Source organism: Flavobacterium sp. EDS (assembly GCF_020991525.1).
Classification (GTDB): domain Bacteria; phylum Bacteroidota; class Bacteroidia; order Flavobacteriales; family Flavobacteriaceae; genus Flavobacterium.
The window spans coordinates 1-23,193 of sequence record NZ_JAJMOZ010000021.1 but is presented as its reverse complement, the minus strand read 5'-3'; the positions used below and the strand labels follow the sequence as shown (position 1 = coordinate 23,193).

Here is a 23,193-nt window from a genome sequence, read left to right as displayed (position 1 = left end):
GGTTATAATGCTTATAAGATGTAAACTTTAAGTTTTGTTTACCTAAAAAAACAACAACCATATAAGTGATTAAATTGTAATGTTTAAAAACTTATAGGGTTGTATTGGGTAATGTGAGTAAATAAGATAAGAGTTTATTTCTTCATTATTAACGCTTTATTGTATTCGTAATTCATTTTCGCGATAGACAATACCGATATACCTTGTGGGCATTCTACTTCACAGGCTTCGGTGTTAGAACAAGCACCAAACCCTTCAGTATCCATTTGATCAACCATAGTTAATACCCTTTTTGAAGCTTCTATTTTTCCTTGTGGAAGCAATGCTAAGTGTGTTATTTTGGCACCAACAAATAACGCGGCACTAGAGTTTTTGCAAGTTGCTACACAGGCGCCACATCCTATACAGGCCGCTGCATCAAATGAAGCTTCGACAGTTTCGTACGAAATAGGAATGCTATTGGCCTCTGGAGCCTGACCAGTTGAAGCTCCGATATAACCGCCAGCTACGATGATAGAGTCTAAAGATGTTCTGTTAATTTTTAAATCCCGAACTACAGGAAAAGCAGTTGCTCGAAAAGGTTCAATATATATAGTATCACCATCTTTAAAGCTTCTCATATGAAGTTGACAAGTGGTAGTATGTTTTAAAGGGCCATGCGCTCTCCCGTTGATCATAACACCGCACTGCCCACAAATACCTTCTCTACAATCATGATCAAATTCAATAACACGTTCTTTAAGCTGAATAAGTGATTCATTTAAAAGATCGAGCATTTCTAAGAAAGACATATGCTCAGTAACGCCATCTATTTCATAATCTACCATTTCACCTTTGGAAGTGGCATTTAATTGACGCCATATTTTAAGATATAGTTTCATGTTTTCGGATTTTAATTATTTGTAACTACGTACCGCAAGTTCAACATTCTCAAATACCAAAGGTTCTTTGTGCAGTTCAGGAGGATTAGCAATACCTTTCCATTCCCAAGCCGAAACATAACAATAGTCAGTATCATTTCGTACTGCTTCCCCTTCATTACTCTGATATTCTTCTCTAAAGTGCGCACCGCAAGATTCTTCTCTTTGTAAAGCATCATAACACATTAGTTCAGCTAATTCTATATAGTCTGCAACACGTCCTGCTTTTTCTAATTCACTGTTTAAAGTATCATCTCCCGTTATTAGTAAATCTTTTTCAAAAGATGCTTTTAATGATTTAATGGCAACAATAGCCTCTTCAAGATTTTGCTTGCTTCTAGACAAACCACATTTTTCATAAAGTAATCTGCCTATGGTTTTATGGAAGTAATCAGTTGAAAGAGTTCCTTTGCTTTGCAAAAAACGATTTAATTGTTCTCTAACCGAATTTTCTGCTTCTGCAAAAGCGGGATGCTCAGTAGTAACTTTGGTTGCATTTAACTCTCCTGATAAATAATTAGGAATAGTATAGGGAGCTATAAAATAACCATCGACACAAGCCTGAAGTAGCGAATTGGCTCCAAGTCTGTTGGCACCATGATCAGCAAAGTTGGCTTCTCCAAGTGCAAATAATCCAGGAATTGTTGTCATTAGTTCATAATCTACCCAAAGTCCACCCATTGTAAAATGGGCTGCAGGGGAGATAAGCATAGGTTCTTTATAAGCGTCGATTCCGTTTATTTTTTCATACATAGCAAAGAGATTGCTGTATTTGGCTTCGATTGTTTTTTTGCCTTGAGCGGCTATAGCATCAGAGAAATCTAGATATACTGCATTTTTCATTGGCCCAGCGCCATGTCCAGAATCAATGCGTTCTTTGGCGGCGCGAGATGATATATCTCTGGGAGCAAGGTTTCCAAAGGCAGGATATCTGCGTTCTAGATAATAATCTCGTTCTTCTTCGGGAATAGAATTAGGAAGTCTGTCGTCACCAACTTTTTTAGGTACCCAAATACGTCCATCATTACGTAATGATTCGGACATAAGAGTAAGCTTTGATTGATTTGCTCCATGTTGTGGAAGGCAAGTAGGGTGGAACTGAATCCAACTTACTCCAGCCATATAAGCTCCTTTTTTGTGGGCTCTCCACAGTGCCGAACTATTGCATCCCATGGCAAGGGTAGAAAGATAGTAAACTTTACCATAACCCCCTGTTGCAAGTACTACTGCATCGGCAGCATGGCGTTCTATTGCTCCAGTTTCAAGATTTCGGGCTATAATACCTTTGGCTTTACCATCAACTAATACTAGTTCTAGCATTTCATGACGGGTATGCATTGTAACTTTTCCTGTGTTTACTTGGCGAAGAAGTGATTGGTAAGCTCCCAGTAAAAGTTGCTGACCTGTTTGCCCGCGGGCATAAAAAGTTCTTGAAACCTGCACTCCTCCAAAGGATCTATTATTAAGATAGCCTCCATATTCTCTGGCAAAAGGCACACCTTGAGCTACAGATTGGTCTATTAAACTCGCAGAACATTCGGCTAATCGATATACATTGGCTTCACGAGATCTAAAATCACCACCTTTAATAGTATCATAGAACATTCTAAAAACGCTATCACCATCATTTTTATAATTCTTAACCGCATTCACTCCTCCTTGTGCTGCTACCGAATGGGCTCTTCTGGGAGAGTCTTGGAAACAAAATGATTGAATATTGTAGCCTTGCTCAGCAAGCGATGCTGCACAAGAAGATCCTGCAAGTCCTGTTCCTACCACTATAACAGTAAGTTTTTTTCTATTGGCTGGGTTAACAAGCTTTGCTTTTGCTTTATAAGTATTCCATTTATCAGCAAGAGGTCCATCAGGTATTTTTGAATCTATCATTTTCATACTATTTTAAATAAATATAAAGAGGAATTGCCATGAAGCCTCCCGTAATGATTAGGGTATATCCCCATCCGAATATTTTTATTGCCTTTACGTATTTTGGATGATAAAGACCTAGCGTTCTAGATGCGCTAAAGAAACCATGCAACAAATGAAAACCTAATGCTACAAAAGATATCTCATAAATTATAACATACCATAATTGTGAATAGGATTGCACGACAATTTCATATAGATCTTTATTTCCAGCAGCATCTACAGGCAGATTTGTAAATTTATAAACATACCAAAAGTCCTTAAAATGAATTATAAGAAATAAAAGCAGAATCGTTCCTAGTATTCCCATGTTTCGGCTATTCCAAGCACTGGCAAAATTTCTTTTGTCATAATGATAGTTTTGCTTGCTAGCAGTATTGTTTTTTATTGTAATTATTATTGCATAGAGAGCATGAGATAGTAAAGACAAATACAGAATCCATGAAATGATTTTGATGAACATATTACCAGATAATAGCTTAGAGTACCAATTAAATTGTTCTCTTGCTTGATCTTCGGGTAAAAAAAGCTGTAGATTACCTAGTAAATGGATTACAAGGAAAAAGCATAGAAAGAGACCAGTGCCAGCGATAATGATCTTGTTTTTTAAAGTTGTAGATTTCATTTATTTGCAAGATTATTTAATAACTTATTATTTAGGAGAACCTAAATTTACTATTTATCATTGAATTTTAAGAAGAATCTTTCGATTAAAAATATAAATTGGAATGGGTTTAAATAATTTGGCTATAATCTTATGGAATAATTATTTTAATAAATGCAATTATGGTTTTGTTGCTTTAAATGAATTTTGTTCAAAATAAATGACATTAAGGTTATGTGAAAGAAATAAGTCTATAAGAACTATTTTGGATATTATTTTATACTTAATATTTAGAAGCCCTGAATGCTATTTTGATTATTATTCACAAACAAATTAATAATATTTCAAAAAAAAGCACCTAAAATAGGAGTATTATTTATTCTTTAATTTTAAGCCGAACTTATTCACTAATAATGAATTATTAAAAATAAAATAACGGTTTCATTAAATAGTAAGTAATTATTTAGGATAAAACAAATTTATTTTTGTAAGATTTTGCAGTAAATTTTTTATATTTGTCTATATCACTGGCTTTGTACAAAATCCAATATCAGGAATTGTATAAGAAAGGTATCTTCTTATTTATTAACTTTATTAAGTTATGCTACCAATTTTGATAGCAGGAATACAAGAATAGATTAAATATTTGAGGATGATTTTAAAAGCATTGAGATATTTACAATACCACCAATCTAGCAAATTTAATCTAGATAAATCTTTATAATTATTTTACAGTATAATTACTATACCTGTAGAGGTATAATTGTATAAGCCATTCCAAAAACTACCTATTTAAAAGGAATATCATTATCCCACAAATTCTTATAAATTATGAAACAAAACAAACTTTTTCTAGTAGTTCTTTTTTGTTCTTTTATGTTGTTCAGCAACTTATTAAGCGCACAGTTAATGGCAGTAGAATCAAAAGACACTTTAAACGGAAAACCTAAATTTAAAGCAAGGCTTATAGGTAGGCTTAAACTAAATGGTATTTATGATATTAAAGGAAATCTTAACGGAAATAGTTCTTTTCTTATTCATAATAATGATGTTTCTGGTTTGGATATACCTGCTTTTAGTATGGATATGAGACAATCACAGTTGCGTTTTGTAAGTACAATACAATTAAATAATGGTAAAGAATTAAAATCAATGCTGGAAGCTGATTTTGAAGGAGCAAATAATACATCTCAATTTAGGCTGCGTCATGCTTATATTCAATATGAAAATTGGACAGTGGGGCAAACCTGGTCAAATTTTGGAGATTCATCATTATGGCCGGCACCTTTATTAGACTGGGATGGGCCAACAGGTATGGTACTCTCACGTAGAATCCAGATACGATATACAGGGCACTTTAAAGAAAATGGACATACTGCTTTTGAATTATCTGCTGAGACTATGGAACCGCGCCGTTTATATGATTATACATTAAGTCCAACTAATGGTGTTGATTATGCGCCATCCAGACTTCCTGATGTAGTAGCGGGAATAAGATATGCTTTTGATAACGGAGGATTTATGAAATTAGCAGGTCTTTATCGTAGTATTGCTTATGATTCTCAGAACATTGCAGCTGGAGCGACCGAATTTGATTTTGATTCTCAAGATGCGGGTGGTATTACAGGTATTATGAGTATTTTTTTCAGAAAGAAATCAGGATTAGTAAATAATCTGCAAGCACAATGGACAATAGGTAAAGGAATTAGTGATTATTTTTTGGCTGTAGGAGGCTCTGGTCTTGATGGTTTTGCCAGATCAGATTTTTCTGGAAAGCTGGATTTAATGCCTGTACATGCAGGGTTTATTTCCTATCAACGTTACTGGGATAAAAAGTTTAATACAATGCTTATGACTTCATACAATCATTTTTATGATGGAGGTGGTACTCTGGCAGGATGGGATAAAATGACTAATTATCAGTTTACGCTTAATGTGTCTTATGATTTCTTTGATTTTTTAACATTGGGTATTGAACCCCAAATAGGCTATAAAGAATTGCAATACAGTGATGGCAGCAAACAAGGTGCTAACGCTGTCCGCATTAATTTTGGAATGCTATTTAATTTCTAATAACATGATTAACTCAATAAATATTAAAAAAATGAAAAAATTAGTACTTGTATTTTTGTTGTGTATAGCAACATCTATGGCTTTTGCACAACAAAAGCCAAGAATTATAATTCTTGCTACCGGAGGAACTATTGCAGGTGAAGGAAAATCATCAGATAGAGCAGGGTATACTGCAGGTAAAATACCTGTGTCTGATCTTATAGGGAGTATCCCTAGTGTAAATGCTATTGCAGATATTAGCGGTGAACAAATATCTTCTGTTGGAAGTCAAGATATGAGTATAGAAATTTGGAAAAAGTTAGCGGTACGTATTAATGAAATAGCTAGCAAAAATGAAGCTGATGGTATAGTTATCACACATGGTACCGATACTCAGGAGGAAACAGCTTATTTTCTTAACTTAGTTGTACCAAATGATTTGCCTGTTGTATTAACTGGATCTATGCGTCCAGCAACTGCTATTAGTGCCGATGGGCCTAAAAATCTTTTTGACGCTATTACTGTTGCCGCAAATCCTAAAAGCAAAGGACGTGGCGTAATGGTTTCTTTTAATGAATCAATATACGACTCAAGAGAAGTAACTAAAACAAGTACGACCAAAGTAAATGCTTTTAGATCTCCAGATACAGGGCCACTTGGTGAAGTATATGACGGACGTGTTGAATATTATAAAACAGCAGTAAGAGAAAGCGGTAAAGAAAAACCTTTTGGAGTAAACAATAATACTAAACTGCCTAGAGTAGAAGTTGTATATATGTATGCGGATGCATCTGCTGATTATATAAATTATTTAGTAAAGCAAAAAGTAGATGGAATTGTAATAGCTGGAGTTGGAAATGGAAATTTCTCAAAGGCTTTTACAGATGCAATAAAAAAAGCCACTAAGGCAAAGATCGCTGTATGTCGTTCAAGCCGTAGTCTAGAAGGCAGAGTAGTGCTGGATGGAGAAACTAATGATAATGAACTTGGTACAGTTGTATCAGATAATCTAAATCCACAAAAAGCAAGAATCTTGTTGATGCTTGGACTTACAAAAACTAAAAATCAAAAAGAACTGCAAGATTTTTTCTTCCGTTTTTAATTTCCTTTAATAATTTAATATATACTATTATGAGCGATTTTCGTACAGAGCATGATTTTCTTGGAGAAAAACAAATACCAAACAATTGTTATTATGGAGTACAGACCGTACGTGCCAAAGAAAATTTTAATATAACAGGTATTCCAATAGGATCAGAACCTTTATTTATTAAGGCCTTTGGTCATGTAAAAAAAGCTGCAGCAATGGCCAATAGAGATCTTGGCGTATTAGATGCAAAAAAGGCAGAAGCAATTATTTATGCATGTGATAGATTAATTGCTGGAGAATTTGTAGATCAGTTCATCAGTGATCTAATTCAGGGAGGAGCAGGTACATCTACCAATATGAATGCAAATGAGGTAATTGCCAATCTGGGATTGGAATATATGGGGCATAAAAAAGGAGAATATCAATACCTTCATCCTAATAATGATGTGAACCTTTCGCAAAGTACAAATGATGCTTATCCATCCGCTTTTAGAATAGCAATTTATCTTAAAATAGAGTCTTTTACCAATGCATTAGAACAACTACAGGATTCATTTTTCCAAAAAGGGAAAGAGTTTGCTAATGTTATTAAAATGGGACGTACACAATTGCAGGATGCAGTACCAATGACATTAGGGCAGGAGTTTAATGCTTTTGCAACAACCATAGGAGAAGATGTGATCAGGTTGCGTCAATCAGAAAGGTTAATCACTGAAGTTAATATGGGAGCCACTGCTATTGGTAGTAAAGTAAATGCACCAGAAGGGTATCCAGAACTTTGTGTAAAATACCTTGCAGAAGTAAGTGGTGTTCCAGTTACTCTAGCAGCCGATTTATTTGAGGCTACTTATGATCCTAGTGCTTTTGTAGAAGTAAGTGGTACTTTAAAAAGAAGTGCTATTAAATTAAGCAAGGTTTGTAATGATTTACGTTTATTGAGCAGCGGACCTCGTTGTGGATTTAATGAAATAAACTTACCAGCACTTCAGCCAGGATCATCGATTATGCCTGGAAAAGTAAATCCTGTTATTCCAGAAGTGGTAAATCAGACTTGTTTTTATGTTATTGGAGCCGATTTAACGGTTACTATGGCTGCTGAAGCGGGACAATTACAATTAAATGTAATGGAGCCTGTAATAGGATTTGCCTTGTTTACATCATTGGAATACCTTACCAAAGCTTGTAATACTTTAAAAGACAAATGTATTGTAGGAATCACAGCCAATGCAGAACATGCTAAAGATTTAGTGATGAATAGTATTGGTATTGTTACACAGCTTAATCCAATTCTTGGCTATGAGTCTTCTGCAAGCATAGCTAAAGAAGCACTTAAAACTGGTAAATCGATCCATGATATTGTAGTAAATGAAAGAAAGCTTATTACTCAAGAAAAATGGGATGAGATCTACTCAATAGAAAACCTAATTAACCCTAAATTCATTACTTCATGATATTAGTACAGTTCGCTATACTTTTGGCTATGATCCTAATCGGATCTAGGCTTAAGGGAATCGGTTTAGGCGTTATGGGAATGATAGGACTGCTTATATTTGTTCTGATCTTTAATATGCGCCCTGCTGAGCCCCCTATAGCGGTACTACTTATCATTTTAGCAATTGTAACCACAGCTGCCACACTACAGGCAGCTGGTGGTTTGGATTATTTGGTAAGCATTGCCGAAAAAATTATTCGACGTAATCCGAAGCACATTACTTTTATAGCGCCATTTACTGTTTATTTCTTATGTTTATTTGCAGGAACAGCGCATATTGTATATTCACTGCTTCCTATTATAGCCGAAGTCTCAGCTAAGAAAAGAATACGACCTGAACGACCGTTAAGTATATCGGTTATCGCCTCGCATATGGCGCTTACTGGGAGTCCAATGAGTGCTGCAACGGCATCATTGGCAGCTATACTGATGTATTCTACAGCTGTGGTTGATATAATGAAAGTGTGCATTCCTGCTTGTCTTATAGGAATTGCTGCAGGAGTTTTTTCGGTATGGAAAAAAGGTAAAGAACTTAACGATGATCCAGAGTTTATCGAAAAAATGAAAGATCCTGTATTTGCAGAGAGTATAGACAAGACTTCTGAATCAAACAGAGAATTAAAACCAGGTGCTAAAACAGCTGTTTTTATTTTTGGAAGTGCAATATTGCTGATCATATTTTTTGGAGCTTTTCCTCAGTTTCTTCCTAATGTAGGAGCAGGAGCAGCAGGATTTGCGGTAGGAGCAGACGGAGCTGTTAACCTCACTGGATTGATTATAATGATTACACTATCGGCTTCGGCATTGATAATGATAATTACAAAAACATCGGCTGTAGCGGTGTCAAAAATGAGTCTGTTTACTTCAATGGCGACCGCTGTTGTTTCTGTGCTTGGTGTTGTATGGATGAGTGCTACTTTTATGGGAGCTAATGAAGTTTTAATAGAAAGCACCTTTAGAGACATAACCTCTGAGTATCCTTTTACTTTTGCTTTCGCATTGGTCATCATGGGGGCGTTGACTTTTAGTCAAGCAGCTACGACAAGAATCATGATGCCAATAGGATTGTCTTTAGGAATTGGACAGCCACATCTTATAGCGATGTTCCCTGCAGTTAATGCAGATTTTATATTACCGGGTTACCCAACATTGGTTGCTGCAATGGATTTTGACCGTACTGGTACAACCCGTATTGGGAAATATGTAGTTAACCACAGTTTTATGCTTCCCGGTCTTGTTACAATTGCCGTAACGATTGCTTCAGGGTTCTTATTAAGCATGTTTTTGTAGTATTGATTTTGATTAAAAGCGGTACATAACAATAAAACATAGTATAAAAATAGTATTCTGATTGCATTTTTAAAATATAAAAGCCCAATTCTTCATAGAATTGGGCTTTTTGTTTCTTATTGACAGATTTATTTTTCAAAAAATAATAGGTATAAGTTCCTTGAACAACAGTAAATTAAGTAGTGTACTTAGTTTGGTACTTACTTTTATTTAAAAATAATTCATTTTTTGTATTGTTTAACTCTAAAGACTACGTATCTTTGCACCCGAAACAACGCGGGATAGAGCAGTAGGCAGCTCGTCGGGCTCATAACCCGAAGGTCACAGGTTCGAGTCCTGTTCCCGCTACTAAGACAAAAGCTTCAGAGAAATCTGGAGCTTTTTTGTTTTAATTATACTTACAAAATAATGCCCGATTCAGATTGCGGGCGCGAAGTCAGGAGACATTCGATAAGCTTGCATGCTAATACATAAACTGGTTAATCCTCAATAATCTACATTAATGTTAGTACGATAAGTATTCAATAAATAAAACTCCGTTTGCGTTTGATCGTTTATGAAATAAAAATTCTATTTTTGAAAACAAAGAAAGAATGACATTTATGAGACATACCCATCCAGTTTAGGTTAGATATACCAGAAATCGTTTGATCCATATACAAGTTACTTGCTATCTAACCACTTAATCAGAAAATTAAACCATAAATTACGACAATGAAATATTTAACCACTATTTTATTTTTCACATTACTTGCATGTAAAAGTGTCCATCAAACCAATAAAGAAAGTGTTGAAAATGCGATTACAAAAAATGCTGTTCAGTTATTAGAGGATAAAAGATTTCATTCTGTTTCCGTGACAGTGTTTAAAGATGGAGAAGCCACAATAAAACATTTTGGTGAATTAACTATCGGAAAAGGAAATAAACCAAACGATTCTACACTTTATGAATTAGCTTCTGTAACCAAAACTTTTACTGGTTATATAGCCGCTAAAGCCGTACTTGATAAAAAAATAAATCTAGATGATGATATTAGAATCTATCTTGATGAACCTTATCCCAATTTAGAATTTAAAGGAGACCCCATAAGAATCAAACATCTCATTACGCATACAAGTGGATTTCCAAATTTCCCTATAAAAGGCGAAAATAAAAAAGCTTTTTTTGAGGGATTAAAGCTAATCAAAATAGAAACGAAACCAGGAGAAGTATATTCCTATTCAAACACGGCTCCAGAGTTGACAGCATATATACTTGAAAAAGTCTATCAAAAACCATATGAGGAATTGGTAACTGAATATGTTTTGAAACCAAATAAAATGAACCAAACCAAGTTTACACTAAATGAAAATGATAGCACTAGATTGGTAAAAGGTTATAATGATAAAAACGAGTTAATGTCTAACTTCAATAGAACTTTATGGGGCGGGATTTCTGGATTGCATTCTACGACTACGGATTTAGTGAAATATATGAAATTGCAACTAGACAAGTCAAATCCTATTGTAAACGAATCTCATAAAAAATTATATAAAGAAGGTTCTGATTTTTGGGAAGGCTATCATTGGTATATCATAGAAAGTGATAATAAATTAATTTATAGACATCACGGAGGTATATACGGAATGCAGAATTGGTTTGTAATTTATCCTAAACAAAATATAGGGATATCCATATTGACAAATACCAGCTTTAATGAAACAGGAGAGATTTTAGAAAAAGTAGTTGATAAATTGTATGATGACATAAATAAATAGACACAAAATAAAAACAAACCGTACATAACAGCAGTTGGGCAAAATGGCGGTTTTAGTGCTAAATTCAAGTTCAGTTCTTCGATTGAACTTTTGTACAAAACCGAATATTTTAGATTCGTTTTGCTTCTATCTTTTTTCCATTCTGTAATAAAAACAAATTTGAAATTTCTCCTTTTTCGTTCTTTTCAAACTGAATTTGTGCATCTACTACTTTGTAGAAAAACAACATTTCACTTTCTGCAAATATCGGCAACACATTTTGTCCTGTCAATTGTGAAAAAAGTTGGTCTTTATCTACTGTAATTTTGATTTCAAAACCATTTTCAACTTCATAAGTCCCAACAAACTTTTGAAGTTCTTCAGCTGTAATACTAATTTCTTTTCTGATTTTTTGCACAGGCAATGGTTTATTATATAGAATACTTCTAATTGCTTTAGTAGGAATTGAAACGTTGTTGTGATTTTGAAGTATTATTATTGTTTTATCATTTGTAATATGTCTATCGATTAGAGTTGCATAACCTGGCCAACCCCCATCATGGTTTGCAATTTTTCCAAAATCAGCATTGTTTTCAATTCCCCAACCAAAACCATAATTCCTTTTAGCTCCGTCTTTCAAAGTTGCTAATTCAAAAACTGCTTTCATTCCCTCTTTTGTGAGTAATTTATTGGTGTATAATGCTCTATCCCAAATTAATAAATCTTTTACAGTTGAATTAACTGATCCGTCTCCAACAATACCATCAAGCCAAATAACGATTTTAGTTTCTTTCAATTCGTCTGGTAAAGCATATTTTTTCAAACTATCTGAGTAAATATAACCAAAAGCATAATTGTCAATTTTCTTTGGCAATAATCTACGATTGTAAACAAAGGTATTTTTCATTTTCAACGGTTCGAAAATAGCTGTTTTTAAATAATCAGCGTATGTCAAACCCGATGCTTTCTCAATTATTGATGCCAATAGTGCATAGCCCGTGTTGCTATATTCCCATTTAGTATTTGGCTCAAATAATATTTTTGGTTGATGGTTACTAAATGTATTAATTATGTCTTTGTTAGTAGCAATTTTAGATTTGTCAAATAAACTATCCATAAGCGCCATATAGTCTGGCAGACCTCCAGTATGATTCAATAAGTTTCTTACAGTTACACCTTTATAAAAAGAAAGTTCTGGTAAGTATTTTTTAATGTCATCGTCCAAATTCAATTTCCCTTTTTCTTTAAGTATCATTATCCCCATAGCCGTGAACTGCTTTGAACAAGATGCCAATTCAAAAATCGAATTTTCGTCCAATTTATCTTTTGTTGTTTCGTTTGCAAGTCCAAAACTACGGTTATAAATAACTTTCCCTTTTTCTGCAATTAGAAAATTTCCATTGATTTTCTCTTTTGAATAAAGAGAATTGAGTAAACTGTCAATTTTTTGAATTCTGTTTTGTCCAAATGTAAGATGCCCAATTAAAAGAAGTCCGATTGTAATTGTTAATTTCATTTTTTTATTTCTTGTTAATTAATGTAGCGAGATGTCTCGCAAAATTGCCACCAACTTATTTATATGTGTGACAAAATCACACATAGCCATCCAAATTTTGATAGCTATGTATGATAAATTTTATACATTATTTATCTTTCAAATATATATTTTTTTCACTACAAACTGTCAAAAGGATATTAAATTTGATTGATACTTTTTAGCATTTATATGAGTGGCTATGCAAACAAAAAGCATAGATAAAATTAAGATGTACATGCTAAAATACCATAATACCCCATGATAATTTGGTTAGCTATTTAAATACTTCCCGCTACTAAAACAAAGCTTCATAGAAATCTGAAGCTTTGTTTATGCAGTATAGCATATTGACGTTTAATGAGTAAGCCAAATCTGTAGACTTGTTTTTAGGATGAGACAAACGTTTGTGCGCACGGTTGCAAATCTGGGCTATCGGGTATAATTCATTTTTTGTATTGTTTAACCATAAAAACTACGTATATTTGCACCCGAAACAACGCGGGATAGAGCAGTAGGCAGCTCGTCGGGCTCATAACCCGAAGGTCACAGGTTCGAGTCCTGTTCCCGCTACTAAGACAAAAGCTTCAGAGAAATCTGAAGCTTTTTGTTTTTAACCCTTTTTTCAACATCTCATTGTATTTACGAACGAGACGTTCCCGCAAGTAGGGCGATAGCTTTTTTGTCTGTTGTTATATGTCACATAATATTGTTACTGGGTACTTTTTCTGTTGAAATATTTTTATGTGATTTTCTAAGTCACTAAAAATTGTTTCAAATCTTTCAAAGTCCTCTTCATAACCAAATGATCCCATCTTTTTTAGTCCATCTATAATTCTCAAAGTCCCAACTTTTTCAAATCGTTCTTTGAAGTTTATAAAGTCTTTGTGGGTTATAGCAAGCTGTATTACGCCAAAAAAGAAATTACAATTTCCACCTGAAAAGTTCCAAATTCTCTCAATGCCTGGTTGCATCTCTTTTGTTGTTCGTTGGTCGTAGCCACTTCCAATTTGTCTGCCTAATATTTCCTTGTCTTTCAAATTGTCAATTGTCGGTTTTTTACTTGAATTGTAAGTTGTCGGAACTAAAATATAATTGCATTGTCCTCTGTATTGCTCAATAGCTGTACATATAACGGCTCTGTAATTGCCGTCTTTAAGTTTAAAAGTCAATAAGTCGTCAGATTGAAAATAGAAGTTGGTTATTTTTCTATATTTTTTTCTTGCTCTTATTTTTGTATTTGTCTGACTTATTTTCTTCCAAAATTTGTCAAGTTCCTTTTTTCTTGCCTTGCCGTCTTTTTCATTATTTTTTGTCCATTCTCTAACGCAAGCAGCTTTGTCAATAATTGATTTTACATAAGCTAATTTTTCATCAGTCAATACTCCCATTTCCCAAAGAGCCAAGGCACAAGAAGTAACATAAATTTCATTGTCAAAGTCGTCAAAGTAGTCAGATTGAATTAAAGGGAATTCTTTGTCTATAATGTCAAATTCTACTCCATTGTCATACAAGTCCATAATACCCCAATAAGTATCGTGAGCTGTGTCACCATCAATTATCTTAACTCCGTCTGTTGCCATTTTCTGTTAATTTGTATCGTTTTGTAAATTTACCGCTAAGGTTCTAATACTACAGCGGATTTGAAACTAAATTAAGCCCATTCAGTTGATTTACCACCCGAGCTATTTGCTTTAAATTTTATTTCGGTGAATGAAGTCCTATTTTATTTCCTTCCGAGTCAAGAAATATTGCAAAAAAACCGATTCCATCTGCATGAGATGCTTTTGGTACGAGAATTTTACCACCATTTTTCTCTACTTTGTCAAGGATAACCTGAAGATTGTCACCACCATTCAAATACAGAGTAACACCATCAGCAGAGAGTTTGTAACCATCGGCTTTAGTTATTACACCTGTAACCATTTGTTCTTCATAGGGTAAAATTCCCATTTGCATTCCGGGCATGTCTATTTTTTCGATTTTAATGTCCAAAATTGCCTCATAAAAATCGATTGCTCTTGAAATGTCCGTTGCTGGAATTTCAAAGATTGAAACATAACTTTTCATATTATTTGTTTTTGTTAAAGTGTCTTGGGATGTGGTTTTTGCATTAGTCTTGTTTGAATTATTACAAGAGGTCAAACAAAGTCCCAAAAATGCTGTTGCGAATAAGATGTTCTTTACTACCATTGTCTAATATGATTAAATTTTACTGCCAAATTTATCATAGTACTTTGTGTCAAAATAGTAAGAACGCGACACCCAAAAACTTTATTTATAAAAAAGCGAAGAAAGTACCATGTTTTCATTATCTAAAAACTCTTTTGGGGTAATTCCGATAAATTCTTTGAAGTCTTTTATGAAATGATTTTGGTCGAAATATTCATTTTCATAGGCAATGTCAGTCAAGGTTTCAGATTTTTTATTTAGCAACATTTGTAAGGTAGACTGCAAACGAATTACTTTACCTAATTGCTTTGGACTTATTCCAATTTGTTTTTTAAAATGTCTTTCAAGCTGTCTTCTTTTCGACAATTCATCTTTCAAAATAATATTGATTGGCGTACTACCATTTGTGGATATAAGGCTATCAACAGTATTTTTTACAATGTTTTCAATAGTTGTTTCTTCATTGAGTTTGCTTAAAAGAAATGTTTCAATGATGTCGATTCGTTCTTTTGTGTTGCTTGCAGTAATGATACTTTGTTCCAAGTCATTCGCTTGAATTTCATTGAACAAATATTTGATTGGTGTTTCTTGGTCAACTAAATTCTCGAGTGGTGTGTTTACAAAATTTGCAAACCCATATGGATAAAAGCAAATTGCAAATGTGTCAACATTTCCAACTGGCTCTATAAAGTATGATTTGGTTCGCTGTCCCATTACCATTGCACTTGGATTAAAAATGTACTCGCTTTCAGAAATATATCTTTTAATCTTGTCGCCAAAGTTAAATGTCATTTCAATACAGCCGTCAGGAATAATTTTTTGCTTTTGATTTTTGGGGTCAAAAGGTACTTTCAATGTCCAATAATATTTGACTAATGATTCTAAATCGGGATGTGGTTTATAAGTCTGATAGTCCATTTATGTTTGATGTTTCAAATTGGTATACTGTCATTCTATGCTTGTGGCTACACCAGCTATTTCTTTAGTTGTTCAAGCAACAGTTCTTTTAATTGTGAATCTAATTTTGTGATTGCTTTTGTATAATTTCTTCCCCAAATAGAATAGATAATCTCTTCAACGTTATAGCTTTCTAGTTTTTTCAACTCGTCAATTAAAAGCTCTAAATTTTGTTCTTTATTCATCAATGTTGCAAGGTTTTTATATGTCATTTCAAACTGTGCAGAGAGGATACCTTCACAAATCAGAACTATTGATTTTTTAGTAACTCCATATTTATCAATTAAGTCATTAATAAAGTATTTATGAACCATTTGATGTTCATCGTCTAATATTTCAAAATATTTATGAACTAATGGAAAATATTTTTCAGAAGCCAATCCCAACCCAAATACGGCATAACTTCCAGGTAAGCAGCTTTTTTCGCCTTCTTCTACGTCATTATACCATTCAAATTCTTTCATGGCAACCAATGCATATTGCTCGATTTTATCGTGTAGTTCGGGATATTGTAAGCAATTGGTAAAAAATCTATTGGTAGAAGATTTTGCAATTCCTTTAATTGGTAAAAATTGTTTTTCAGATTTTGAAGAAAATTTAATAGAGTAACTGTTAGGAAACCCTTTTTGAAGGAGATTAATTATGAAATCTAAAGCCTTTCCGTAGCATTCTGAAGTTTCGTTTTTGATAGTAACGGAAATTGTAGAAAAAACATCATTGGCTTTACATTCTATGTTTTTGTCTTTATAATGAATATCTTCTTGAGCAAATAATCCTGTACCGAAATTAAGATATTTTTTTGCTGTTTCAGAACCGAAATCCTTGCTTGCTATTTCTAAATCTTTCAATGCATCTGAAGCATAATCTTTAAGTTTAATCCTCAAATAGGAAGTGTAAACCCAAAGTGAAAGTTGTTCAGCGTTTACATTTTCTTTCTTAAAATCATTTTTGAATGTGAATTTTTCAGAGTAATTTCCCGAAATATCTAAATGCAATGGTTTAAATTCGTCTCCTACCCAGTTTTTGAGCATATGTAAAATGCTTCGTTCAAAATCATCACTTGATTTTCTGTTTTTGATGTCTTTGAAAGTCTGATTTAAACAATGTTCTATTATTTCAATAAGCTTCGTTGGCGAAAAATCCATCAAATTAAAATTTACTAGGTTGCCAGCAAACACAGTTACTTCTCTTGCATCCTTGACTTTTCTGTCAAGATTGTAAATAACTTTTGTGATATAATTGTTCATTCGTTCCCGAAGCTCTAGTTTTCGTTCTTCATCTTCGATGAAAAATGTTTCCTTGTATGATCCGCTTTTATATTCAAATTCCAAAACTACCTTAATACAATAGCTAAACATTGGTTGATTGGCTTTGTCAAAAAAGAAATCTGAAATTTGTTGTTTTAGAATAGAAATTACATTGTCAATAAGATTCTCTTTCGGCAGATTATCTATGGGTTCTGAAATTTCGAGTTTAAAGTAAGGTGTTCTGTCCCAAGCGAAATCGTATAAAAAGAATCCTATCTTCTGTCCTTTGAATTGAATTTTGAGATAATCGTGATACCCTTCCTGAATTTCACATTCAGAATATGCGGTTTCTCCGATATGATTTTTTAAGTCTTTTTTTGTTACTTCGGCAATACCATTGGAGACATTGTCGATAATTATTTTTTCGATTGTATTCATTTCTGTTTTTTGTCGAGTTTTGTTTTGACGTAGTGATGTTGTGCTATTACAGCTAACGTCTCACTACTAAAGTGGGTTTGGGACTAAATTAAACCCTATTTTCAGATTTCGCAAATCATCCCAAATACAAAACCAAGTTTTTATTAAGCCCCGTTATAGGAGCTGTTATACTGTTGTTTTATTTATGCCAATCAAAACCGCAAAATCGGCATTGTTTGGCGTTTGGTGTTCTTGCTAGTTTTTTACATTTTGGACATGTGTTGAAAAATACTTTATCAGGATACTCTTCAATAATTTTTTTAGCGGTATTAATTTCGAAATCATCATATCCAAGTTTAAGTAAATCTAAAACTTCTTGTTTATCAGTTATCCATCCTTTTCGTTTATACATTTCTAAAAGTTTAGGACTGTCATTGTCTTCAAGTTTTAAAATTGAAGAATGATGTCTCCAAGCAAGTTTTTCTTTTTCAGGTAAAAGACTAAAAAAGTATGTTACAATATATTCAGCTGTTTCTTTGTCCATTAGTGTGAAATATTTCGATAAATTTAGTTTATTATTAAAGCATGGATACAGCAAAGCAGATTTGGAACTAAATTAAGACTTATTTTCGGTTGAATATAAATTTTCCAAATACAAGACCATTTTTAAATTTAGGCTAAAACCCCAATCTCGCAAACGGTTGTTAGCGGTAGTGCTAGTAGTTAACGATATTTTTATAATTCTGCTCTCCCAATTTTCCAAATCGATAATAAGTTCTGAGTTCATCTGAAAACATTCTTATATTTTCTGTTTTAGTTTGAAAAAAAAAATATTTTTTATACTCTCCATCTTTTTTATATATTTCGATATAATTTTTAACACCATTTGATTTTTTACGTTCCAAAGCTCTTGTATTTCCATTAAATTTTCCGTGAAAAGAATCACTTAAAATCATTATTTTTTCAATTTCGTAAATTGTATAAACATCATTATTGCAAGTAATTTTATCGGAATCTATAATCAAGTTGCCACTATATTCTCCATTTGTAGTTTCGCATATGAAAAAATTACTTATCATAAAATAAAGAGAATATAGAAAAGTAATGATTACAAAAATAAATCCAAGTAATTCGAGATTCTCTATATATGAAGTAAATATTGATGTTGATGAATAGATTAAAAAAGTAATTGACCATAAAAGCAATAGACTAAACAAACGTTTATCAATCTTAAATGAATTGTTTGGAGTATATATTCTGAGTTTTTTTTCCATTAGGATTTGTGAAATTCCAAGTAGGCTTTGAAGTTATGAATAGTTAAATTTTCTAGTATCTCGTGGAATTACCGCTACGACTGTGGGTTTGGAACTAAATTAAGATTTATTTTTCGGTTGAATATAAATTTCGCAAATACAAGACCATTTTTAAATTTAGACTAAAACCCCAATCTCGCTAAACGGCTGTTACACGGTGTTTTTTATCTTTTTATTTAATAGTTTGAGTAATTTCTCCTGTTTGATATTTAAAAAATTAGTTTGTATAGAATATTGAGAGTTAGCTATTGGTTTACTTACTTTATTGAGAAATTTATAAAACCAAGTCTTGGTATATTTTTCTGTTGGCTTATTCAGTTCAATAAATATTTGCTTATTTGTCTTAATTCCTCGATGATTAGTATTAAAGATGAAAAATGATTTTATGTTGTCAATTTGAATGGTTTTGGATGGAGCCAAAACGTTATGAATTATTATTTCATTATTTGCAATTGTTAAAAGAGGTTTTTTCCTTATTAATAATAGAATAGACAAAACAATTCCAAACGAAAACAGCAAAAAAGTGAAAATAAAAATTACACTTTTAAATAGTTTTTCTTCAAAATTAATCATTTTATCACCTAATAATATTCCTGCAATAACAAATATTAAAGATATTAAAAGTAGTAAGAATGATGTTAATTTGTTCGAATAAAAGTGTTCTTCCTTCAATTTACGTTATTTCTTTTGGTCATTAGTATTCGTTTCGTTCTTTTAAATTATCTGCTAACGTTCTGGTATTACAGCAGGTTTAGACTAAATTAAAGCCTATTTTCGGATTTCGCAAATCATCCCAAATACAAAACTAACTTTTCATTAAGCCAATTGCCCAAATCCGTTGTAGGAGCTGCTACCAGCTATTCTTAACTTATCCACAAGAGCTCAGTCTTGATAATTTTCCATTTTCCGTTTTGTTTTTCAAGAAAACAAGCATAAGCTGAACTACACATATATGGACATTCATGAGTCACAGTAATATAAGCTTTAGTTTTATCTAGAGAAAAGTATGGAATTGATAAATAATAATATCTACTCACATATAATTCATATTTATCTAATAATTTTAAATCTATTTGTTTGATTTTGCCATTGACATCCTTATCCAAAATAAATTTTGATAGATGGTTGTTTTGAAATTTAAGATAAATGGAATCCTTAGAATTAAATAAATATTGGTTCTTAATTTTTTTTGTGAGTAACTCGTTTACTGCAATATTTGATTTCTTAAGTTCAGTCGAAATTGCTTCAGAATCTATATAATATCCTAATTTGGGAAGGCTATCACTATGAATTACAATATCTATTATTTGATTAATATGTTCTTTTTTTGGCAATTCAAATTCAGGAACTGATTTCTGGCAATTTGAAAAAAGAATTACTAAGATTATTAAATATTTCCACATTTTTTTATGTTGTTATTTTCAGAATAGCTGGTAACGTTCTGGCACTACAGCGGGTTTGGTACTAAATTAAACCCTATTTTCAGATTTCGTAAATCATACAAAATCAAGTTTATATTAAGCCTTACCTAAATCAGTTATAATAGCTTTTAGCAGTTCGTTTTATTTTTTACTCATCAGTTTTTCGGTTTCAGAATTATAGAGTTCTTTGCCCATTGTAATTTCTTTTGCGTTTATAAAGTCATCAATACTTATATAAATTAGATTATTTTCATCTTCCAAATTTTCATTTTTCTTTTCGGCTAACTCAACACTTGATTTCCCTTCGATTAAAAATAAATAAATTTTATTCTCAAAGTTTACTTTTGCAAGTTCAACAATTCTTTTGTAAATTATTTCGTTAATTTCAGGATAGCTGATTCCTCGAAAACATTTTTTAATAGAGCATAATTCTTCGGTAGGAAATAAAGGATAAACTTTTGATCGTTCTAATTTGCTTAAATTTTGATTACAATAATCATAATATTTATATTGAATTGTTCCTTTTGGAATTTGTCCAAACGAAAGAGTGGTAAAGTTAATTATAACAATAAAGATTAAGTTTTTCATTTCTGATATTTCTTCTTTTTTTGGTTCGGATAAATTTACCCTTAACGATATATATGTGACAAAAACATATAAAGTCATCGAAATTTGGATAGCTATGTGTGACAAATTTCACACATCATTTATTTTCAAATATATAATTTTTTCACTACAAAATATCAAATGAATTTTTAATCTGATTGATGCTTTTTGATAATTATAGGAGTGGCTATAAAAACAAAAAGAAGAGAAAAAATTAAGAGGTACATGCTAAAATCATTTAATAACTCAAGATAATATAGTTAGATATTAGAATGTTTCTCGCTACTAACAAAAAAGCTTTAAAGAAATCTGAAGTTTTTTTGTTTTAATCATGTTTATAAGCCCTCTTTCTTTGTGAACTTTTTAGTTGCATTCACGAGCGGGACGCTTGTGCCAGCGGGGTAATTCAGTTCTTAATTCTGATTTTTCAGTTTTATCGTTAGAATCATAATACTTCTTAATTAAATCTTTTAATTCCATTATGTTTTATGTTTTTTGTTTGATAAAATTAGAAATATTTCACTCTTTATAATTTGGAGTATTCATAAAAACAACACTTTGGTTATCTAAAGTCATACCCATCATTCTACGTCCATTACGAAAAAAAACGTTCACTTGTTTATTATTGTCAGAAGTAGAGGTATATACATAGCTATCCATCCCTTTTATTATACCTAAACTTACTGGATTTATAAGATTAATTTCAGCACCTCGTCCATCAGGCATATCAATAATTATTTGTAATTCTTCTTTTTTGCCATTAACAAAAAGCACATTAATTTCTGCTTTTGTAACATTCCCATTAGAGTATATATAATGATATACTTCAAATTGTTCATCGGGCGTTGGCTCTACTTTTTTTACGGCTGTGTTTTCATATTGCGTAAAAGTATCAGAAGCTTTTGAATATTGCTCAGAATTTGGGTCGTACTCGTATTTTGATTCTGGTATTACGGTACTTGCTTCCTGTTTACCACAAGAATAAAAACATAAGAGTAACATCAATGATACCGTTGCCTTTTTAATCATCTTCTAAATTTAAGCATTATTAAAAACGTTTTTTTCTGAGTCAGCTCGGCTGAACTGATGCCTAATGTCCCGCTACTACAGCTGGTTTGAAACTAAATGAAGGCCTATTTTAGGATTTGCCACCCGAGCGAAGCGAACAGACGAAGTAAATCATCCCAAATACAAAACCATTTTCCTATTAAGCCAATTGCTCAAATCCGTTGTAGCTGTTATGCGCTGGTCTTTTTACTAATTTGTACTAAAAAATTATTTGACAATTTCAATTCATTTTTATCCATCAATAGAAACTCCAATTTGTTTATTATTTTCAAAATGTATGTTAAAAAAATAGTTTTGTCCTTCTTTTTCCTGAAATGACATTACAAAACCTTTATCTTCAACTGAAAGTGCTTTCGGTTCAAAATGTTTTTCAATTGATATAAAATCTATTTCAGCATTTTCCAATTCTTCATTAAGTGCTTTTTCCGATTCAGTTTTAATTTCTATTTCGTTATTCAACGCATTGAGAATAATTCTTCTTTGATTCTCCGATATTCCGTCCTGGTTTCCTGTACTTAAGATTTCTATATCAGAATCTAAAAATCTTTTCTTTACTCTCCAACTAACCTTATTTCCTTTCGTGAAAAAACTTTCAATTTCTCCAAAATCAACGTCAGTAATTTTTAGTTTTTTACTTCCAAATAGTTTTCCAAATATTCCCATTAATTTTATTTTTAGTCTGATTTCTCAAAATTATCATCAACTTATTTTTATGTGTGATAAAACCACACAAAGCCACTCAAACTTTGGTAGATATGTGTAATAAATATCATACATTATTATTAGTCAAATATATAGTTTTTTCATTATAAATTATTTAAAGGATATTTTTTTTTATCTTTGAAACTCAGGATTTTTAAGCCAAATGGCTTTATCTTTGAACCTTCAGAAAATTGACATTCATTATGGAACAGAAAATACATCAAGGAAGAAACGTAAAACGCTTCAGAGAAATGCTTAACATAAAACAGGAGGCATTAGCTTATGATCTAGGAGAAGACTGGAATCAGAAGAAGATTTCTATGCTGGAGCAGAAAGATGTAATTGAAGATAATCTGTTGAAACAGATATCAGCAGTATTAAAAATTCCTGTGGAAGCTTTTCAGAATTTTGATGAAGAGCAAGCAATAAATATTATTTCGAATATTTTTCATGATACTCAAGGTTTGATAAATTATAGTCCAACTTTCAATAATAACCCAATTGATAAATTGACCCAACTTCACGAAGAAAAAATAGCATTATACGAGCGTATGCTGAAAGAGAAAGATGAAATGATGGCAAGGCTTGAAAAACTAATCACTAAATAATCTTTTATAAAAAGATATTAATTCTACAAAGAGACTT

20 protein-coding genes and 2 tRNA genes are annotated in these 23,193 nt (G+C 32.2%); 8 read left to right on the top strand and 14 right to left on the bottom strand.

Translation table 11 applies throughout. From position 1 onward, the window contains the following. Positions 1 to 134: 134 nt before the first annotated feature. The 3 genes from LPB87_RS19340 to LPB87_RS19330 are packed head-to-tail and all read right to left on the bottom strand — an operon-like array spanning position 135 to position 3,471. Complete coding sequence (locus tag LPB87_RS19340; protein ID WP_230728986.1) at positions 135 to 881, bottom strand: succinate dehydrogenase/fumarate reductase iron-sulfur subunit; 747 nt, start codon at positions 879 to 881, stop codon at positions 135 to 137. Between the two features lie 15 nt (positions 882 to 896). Next, a complete protein-coding gene (locus tag LPB87_RS19335; RefSeq protein WP_230728985.1) occupies positions 897 to 2,813 on the bottom strand; it encodes a fumarate reductase/succinate dehydrogenase flavoprotein subunit in 1,917 nt (638 codons plus the stop codon). 1 nt (position 2,814) lies between these two features. Further along, positions 2,815 to 3,471, bottom strand: a complete 657-nt coding sequence (locus LPB87_RS19330; protein ID WP_129538631.1) for a succinate dehydrogenase cytochrome b subunit — start codon at positions 3,469 to 3,471, stop codon at positions 2,815 to 2,817. A gap of 888 nt (positions 3,472 to 4,359) precedes the next feature. Here LPB87_RS19330 and LPB87_RS19325 point away from each other — a divergent pair. The 6 genes from LPB87_RS19325 (at position 4,360) to LPB87_RS19300 (ending at position 11,132) form a co-directional block, all read left to right on the top strand. After that, positions 4,360 to 5,523 carry a DcaP family trimeric outer membrane transporter gene (locus LPB87_RS19325; RefSeq protein WP_230728984.1) on the top strand — a complete coding sequence of 388 codons (1,164 nt, stop codon included), beginning with the start codon at positions 4,360 to 4,362 and terminating at the stop codon, positions 5,521 to 5,523. Between the two features lie 31 nt (positions 5,524 to 5,554). Continuing rightward, positions 5,555 to 6,604 (top strand): type II asparaginase, encoded by a 1,050-nt coding sequence (locus tag LPB87_RS19320; protein ID WP_129538629.1) that lies wholly within the window; start codon positions 5,555 to 5,557, stop codon positions 6,602 to 6,604. Positions 6,605 to 6,633: 29 nt separating this feature from the next. Continuing rightward, positions 6,634 to 8,043, top strand: coding sequence for an aspartate ammonia-lyase (gene aspA, locus LPB87_RS19315; RefSeq protein WP_230728983.1), 1,410 nt, complete (start codon positions 6,634 to 6,636; stop codon positions 8,041 to 8,043). Continuing rightward, the gene (locus LPB87_RS19310) at positions 8,040 to 9,374 is read left to right on the top strand and encodes an anaerobic C4-dicarboxylate transporter (protein ID WP_230728982.1); all 1,335 of its coding nucleotides are present in this window, start codon (positions 8,040 to 8,042) and stop codon (positions 9,372 to 9,374) included. Before aspA ends, LPB87_RS19310 begins: the two co-directional genes overlap by 4 nt. Before the next feature lie 275 nt (positions 9,375 to 9,649). Continuing rightward, positions 9,650 to 9,722, top strand: a tRNA-Met gene (locus LPB87_RS19305). Positions 9,723 to 10,088: 366 nt separating this feature from the next. Further along, complete coding sequence (locus LPB87_RS19300; RefSeq protein ID WP_230728981.1) at positions 10,089 to 11,132, top strand: serine hydrolase domain-containing protein; 1,044 nt, start codon at positions 10,089 to 10,091, stop codon at positions 11,130 to 11,132. A gap of 109 nt (positions 11,133 to 11,241) precedes the next feature. Here LPB87_RS19300 and LPB87_RS19295 read toward each other — a convergent pair whose 3' ends face one another. Further along, positions 11,242 to 12,627 carry a serine hydrolase gene (locus LPB87_RS19295; protein ID WP_230728980.1) on the bottom strand — a complete coding sequence of 462 codons (1,386 nt, stop codon included), beginning with the start codon at positions 12,625 to 12,627 and terminating at the stop codon, positions 11,242 to 11,244. A gap of 518 nt (positions 12,628 to 13,145) precedes the next feature. Here LPB87_RS19295 and LPB87_RS19290 point away from each other — a divergent pair. Further along, positions 13,146 to 13,218 (top strand) — tRNA-Met (locus LPB87_RS19290). A gap of 119 nt (positions 13,219 to 13,337) precedes the next feature. On the opposite strand, the gene LPB87_RS19285 is transcribed toward LPB87_RS19290, so the two are convergent. The 10 genes from LPB87_RS19285 to LPB87_RS19240 all read right to left on the bottom strand — a co-directional run bounded on the left by LPB87_RS19285 (position 13,338) and on the right by LPB87_RS19240 (position 22,509). Next, positions 13,338 to 14,228 (bottom strand): hypothetical protein, encoded by an 891-nt coding sequence (locus LPB87_RS19285; protein WP_129538621.1) that lies wholly within the window; start codon positions 14,226 to 14,228, stop codon positions 13,338 to 13,340. Between the two features lie 118 nt (positions 14,229 to 14,346). Next, complete coding sequence (locus LPB87_RS19280) at positions 14,347 to 14,715, bottom strand: VOC family protein (protein ID WP_230728979.1); 369 nt, start codon at positions 14,713 to 14,715, stop codon at positions 14,347 to 14,349. Between the two features lie 204 nt (positions 14,716 to 14,919). Continuing rightward, positions 14,920 to 15,735, bottom strand: a complete 816-nt coding sequence (locus LPB87_RS19275) for a helix-turn-helix domain-containing protein (RefSeq protein WP_230728978.1) — start codon at positions 15,733 to 15,735, stop codon at positions 14,920 to 14,922. 56 nt (positions 15,736 to 15,791) lie between these two features. After that, the gene (locus LPB87_RS19270; protein WP_230728977.1) at positions 15,792 to 17,459 is read right to left on the bottom strand and encodes a DUF6138 family protein; all 1,668 of its coding nucleotides are present in this window, start codon (positions 17,457 to 17,459) and stop codon (positions 15,792 to 15,794) included. Positions 17,460 to 17,637: 178 nt separating this feature from the next. Beyond that, complete coding sequence (locus LPB87_RS19265) at positions 17,638 to 17,982, bottom strand: hypothetical protein (protein ID WP_230728976.1); 345 nt, start codon at positions 17,980 to 17,982, stop codon at positions 17,638 to 17,640. 172 nt (positions 17,983 to 18,154) lie between these two features. Then, a complete protein-coding gene (locus LPB87_RS19260) occupies positions 18,155 to 18,712 on the bottom strand; it encodes a hypothetical protein (RefSeq protein WP_230728975.1) in 558 nt (185 codons plus the stop codon). Positions 18,713 to 19,614: 902 nt separating this feature from the next. Then, on the bottom strand, positions 19,615 to 20,154 hold the full coding sequence (locus LPB87_RS19255) for a hypothetical protein (RefSeq protein ID WP_230728974.1): 540 nt from the start codon (positions 20,152 to 20,154) through the stop codon (positions 19,615 to 19,617). A 159-nt stretch (positions 20,155 to 20,313) separates the two neighbouring features. Beyond that, complete coding sequence (locus tag LPB87_RS19250; protein ID WP_230728973.1) at positions 20,314 to 20,760, bottom strand: hypothetical protein; 447 nt, start codon at positions 20,758 to 20,760, stop codon at positions 20,314 to 20,316. A gap of 537 nt (positions 20,761 to 21,297) precedes the next feature. Next, positions 21,298 to 21,807, bottom strand: a complete 510-nt coding sequence (locus LPB87_RS19245; RefSeq protein WP_230728972.1) for a hypothetical protein — start codon at positions 21,805 to 21,807, stop codon at positions 21,298 to 21,300. Positions 21,808 to 22,077: 270 nt separating this feature from the next. After that, entirely contained in the window at positions 22,078 to 22,509 is a 432-nt protein-coding gene (locus LPB87_RS19240) for a hypothetical protein (RefSeq protein ID WP_230728971.1), read from the bottom strand. 242 nt (positions 22,510 to 22,751) lie between these two features. On the opposite strand from LPB87_RS19240, the gene LPB87_RS19235 reads away from it, so the two are divergent. Continuing rightward, positions 22,752 to 23,156 carry a helix-turn-helix transcriptional regulator gene (locus LPB87_RS19235; protein WP_230728970.1) on the top strand — a complete coding sequence of 135 codons (405 nt, stop codon included), beginning with the start codon at positions 22,752 to 22,754 and terminating at the stop codon, positions 23,154 to 23,156. Positions 23,157 to 23,193 lie beyond the last annotated feature (37 nt).

What these genes read in the sequence shown, in the direction of transcription:
- LPB87_RS19340 (WP_230728986.1), bottom strand. Translation starts at nt 881, where the DNA reads ATGAAACTATATCTTAAAATATGGCGTCAATTAAATGCCACTTCCAAA.
- LPB87_RS19250 (WP_230728973.1), bottom strand. Translation starts at nt 20,760, where the DNA reads ATGAAAAACTTAATCTTTATTGTTATAATTAACTTTACCACTCTTTCG.
- LPB87_RS19285 (WP_129538621.1), bottom strand. Translation starts at nt 14,228, where the DNA reads ATGGCAACAGACGGAGTTAAGATAATTGATGGTGACACAGCTCACGAT.
- LPB87_RS19320 (WP_129538629.1), top strand. Translation starts at nt 5,555, where the DNA reads ATGAAAAAATTAGTACTTGTATTTTTGTTGTGTATAGCAACATCTATG.
- LPB87_RS19240 (WP_230728971.1), bottom strand. Translation starts at nt 22,509, where the DNA reads ATGGGAATATTTGGAAAACTATTTGGAAGTAAAAAACTAAAAATTACT.
- LPB87_RS19265 (WP_230728976.1), bottom strand. Translation starts at nt 17,982, where the DNA reads ATGGACAAAGAAACAGCTGAATATATTGTAACATACTTTTTTAGTCTT.
- LPB87_RS19295 (WP_230728980.1), bottom strand. Translation starts at nt 12,627, where the DNA reads ATGAAATTAACAATTACAATCGGACTTCTTTTAATTGGGCATCTTACA.
- aspA (WP_230728983.1), top strand. Translation starts at nt 6,634, where the DNA reads ATGAGCGATTTTCGTACAGAGCATGATTTTCTTGGAGAAAAACAAATA.
- LPB87_RS19310 (WP_230728982.1), top strand. Translation starts at nt 8,040, where the DNA reads ATGATATTAGTACAGTTCGCTATACTTTTGGCTATGATCCTAATCGGA.
- LPB87_RS19280 (WP_230728979.1), bottom strand. Translation starts at nt 14,715, where the DNA reads ATGAAAAGTTATGTTTCAATCTTTGAAATTCCAGCAACGGACATTTCA.
- LPB87_RS19245 (WP_230728972.1), bottom strand. Translation starts at nt 21,807, where the DNA reads ATGATTAAAAAGGCAACGGTATCATTGATGTTACTCTTATGTTTTTAT.
- LPB87_RS19270 (WP_230728977.1), bottom strand. Translation starts at nt 17,459, where the DNA reads ATGAATACAATCGAAAAAATAATTATCGACAATGTCTCCAATGGTATT.
- LPB87_RS19255 (WP_230728974.1), bottom strand. Translation starts at nt 20,154, where the DNA reads ATGTGGAAATATTTAATAATCTTAGTAATTCTTTTTTCAAATTGCCAG.
- LPB87_RS19235 (WP_230728970.1), top strand. Translation starts at nt 22,752, where the DNA reads ATGGAACAGAAAATACATCAAGGAAGAAACGTAAAACGCTTCAGAGAA.
- LPB87_RS19260 (WP_230728975.1), bottom strand. Translation starts at nt 18,712, where the DNA reads ATGGAAAAAAAACTCAGAATATATACTCCAAACAATTCATTTAAGATT.
- LPB87_RS19335 (WP_230728985.1), bottom strand. Translation starts at nt 2,813, where the DNA reads ATGAAAATGATAGATTCAAAAATACCTGATGGACCTCTTGCTGATAAA.
- LPB87_RS19330 (WP_129538631.1), bottom strand. Translation starts at nt 3,471, where the DNA reads ATGAAATCTACAACTTTAAAAAACAAGATCATTATCGCTGGCACTGGT.
- LPB87_RS19275 (WP_230728978.1), bottom strand. Translation starts at nt 15,735, where the DNA reads ATGGACTATCAGACTTATAAACCACATCCCGATTTAGAATCATTAGTC.
- LPB87_RS19300 (WP_230728981.1), top strand. Translation starts at nt 10,089, where the DNA reads ATGAAATATTTAACCACTATTTTATTTTTCACATTACTTGCATGTAAA.
- LPB87_RS19325 (WP_230728984.1), top strand. Translation starts at nt 4,360, where the DNA reads ATGGCAGTAGAATCAAAAGACACTTTAAACGGAAAACCTAAATTTAAA.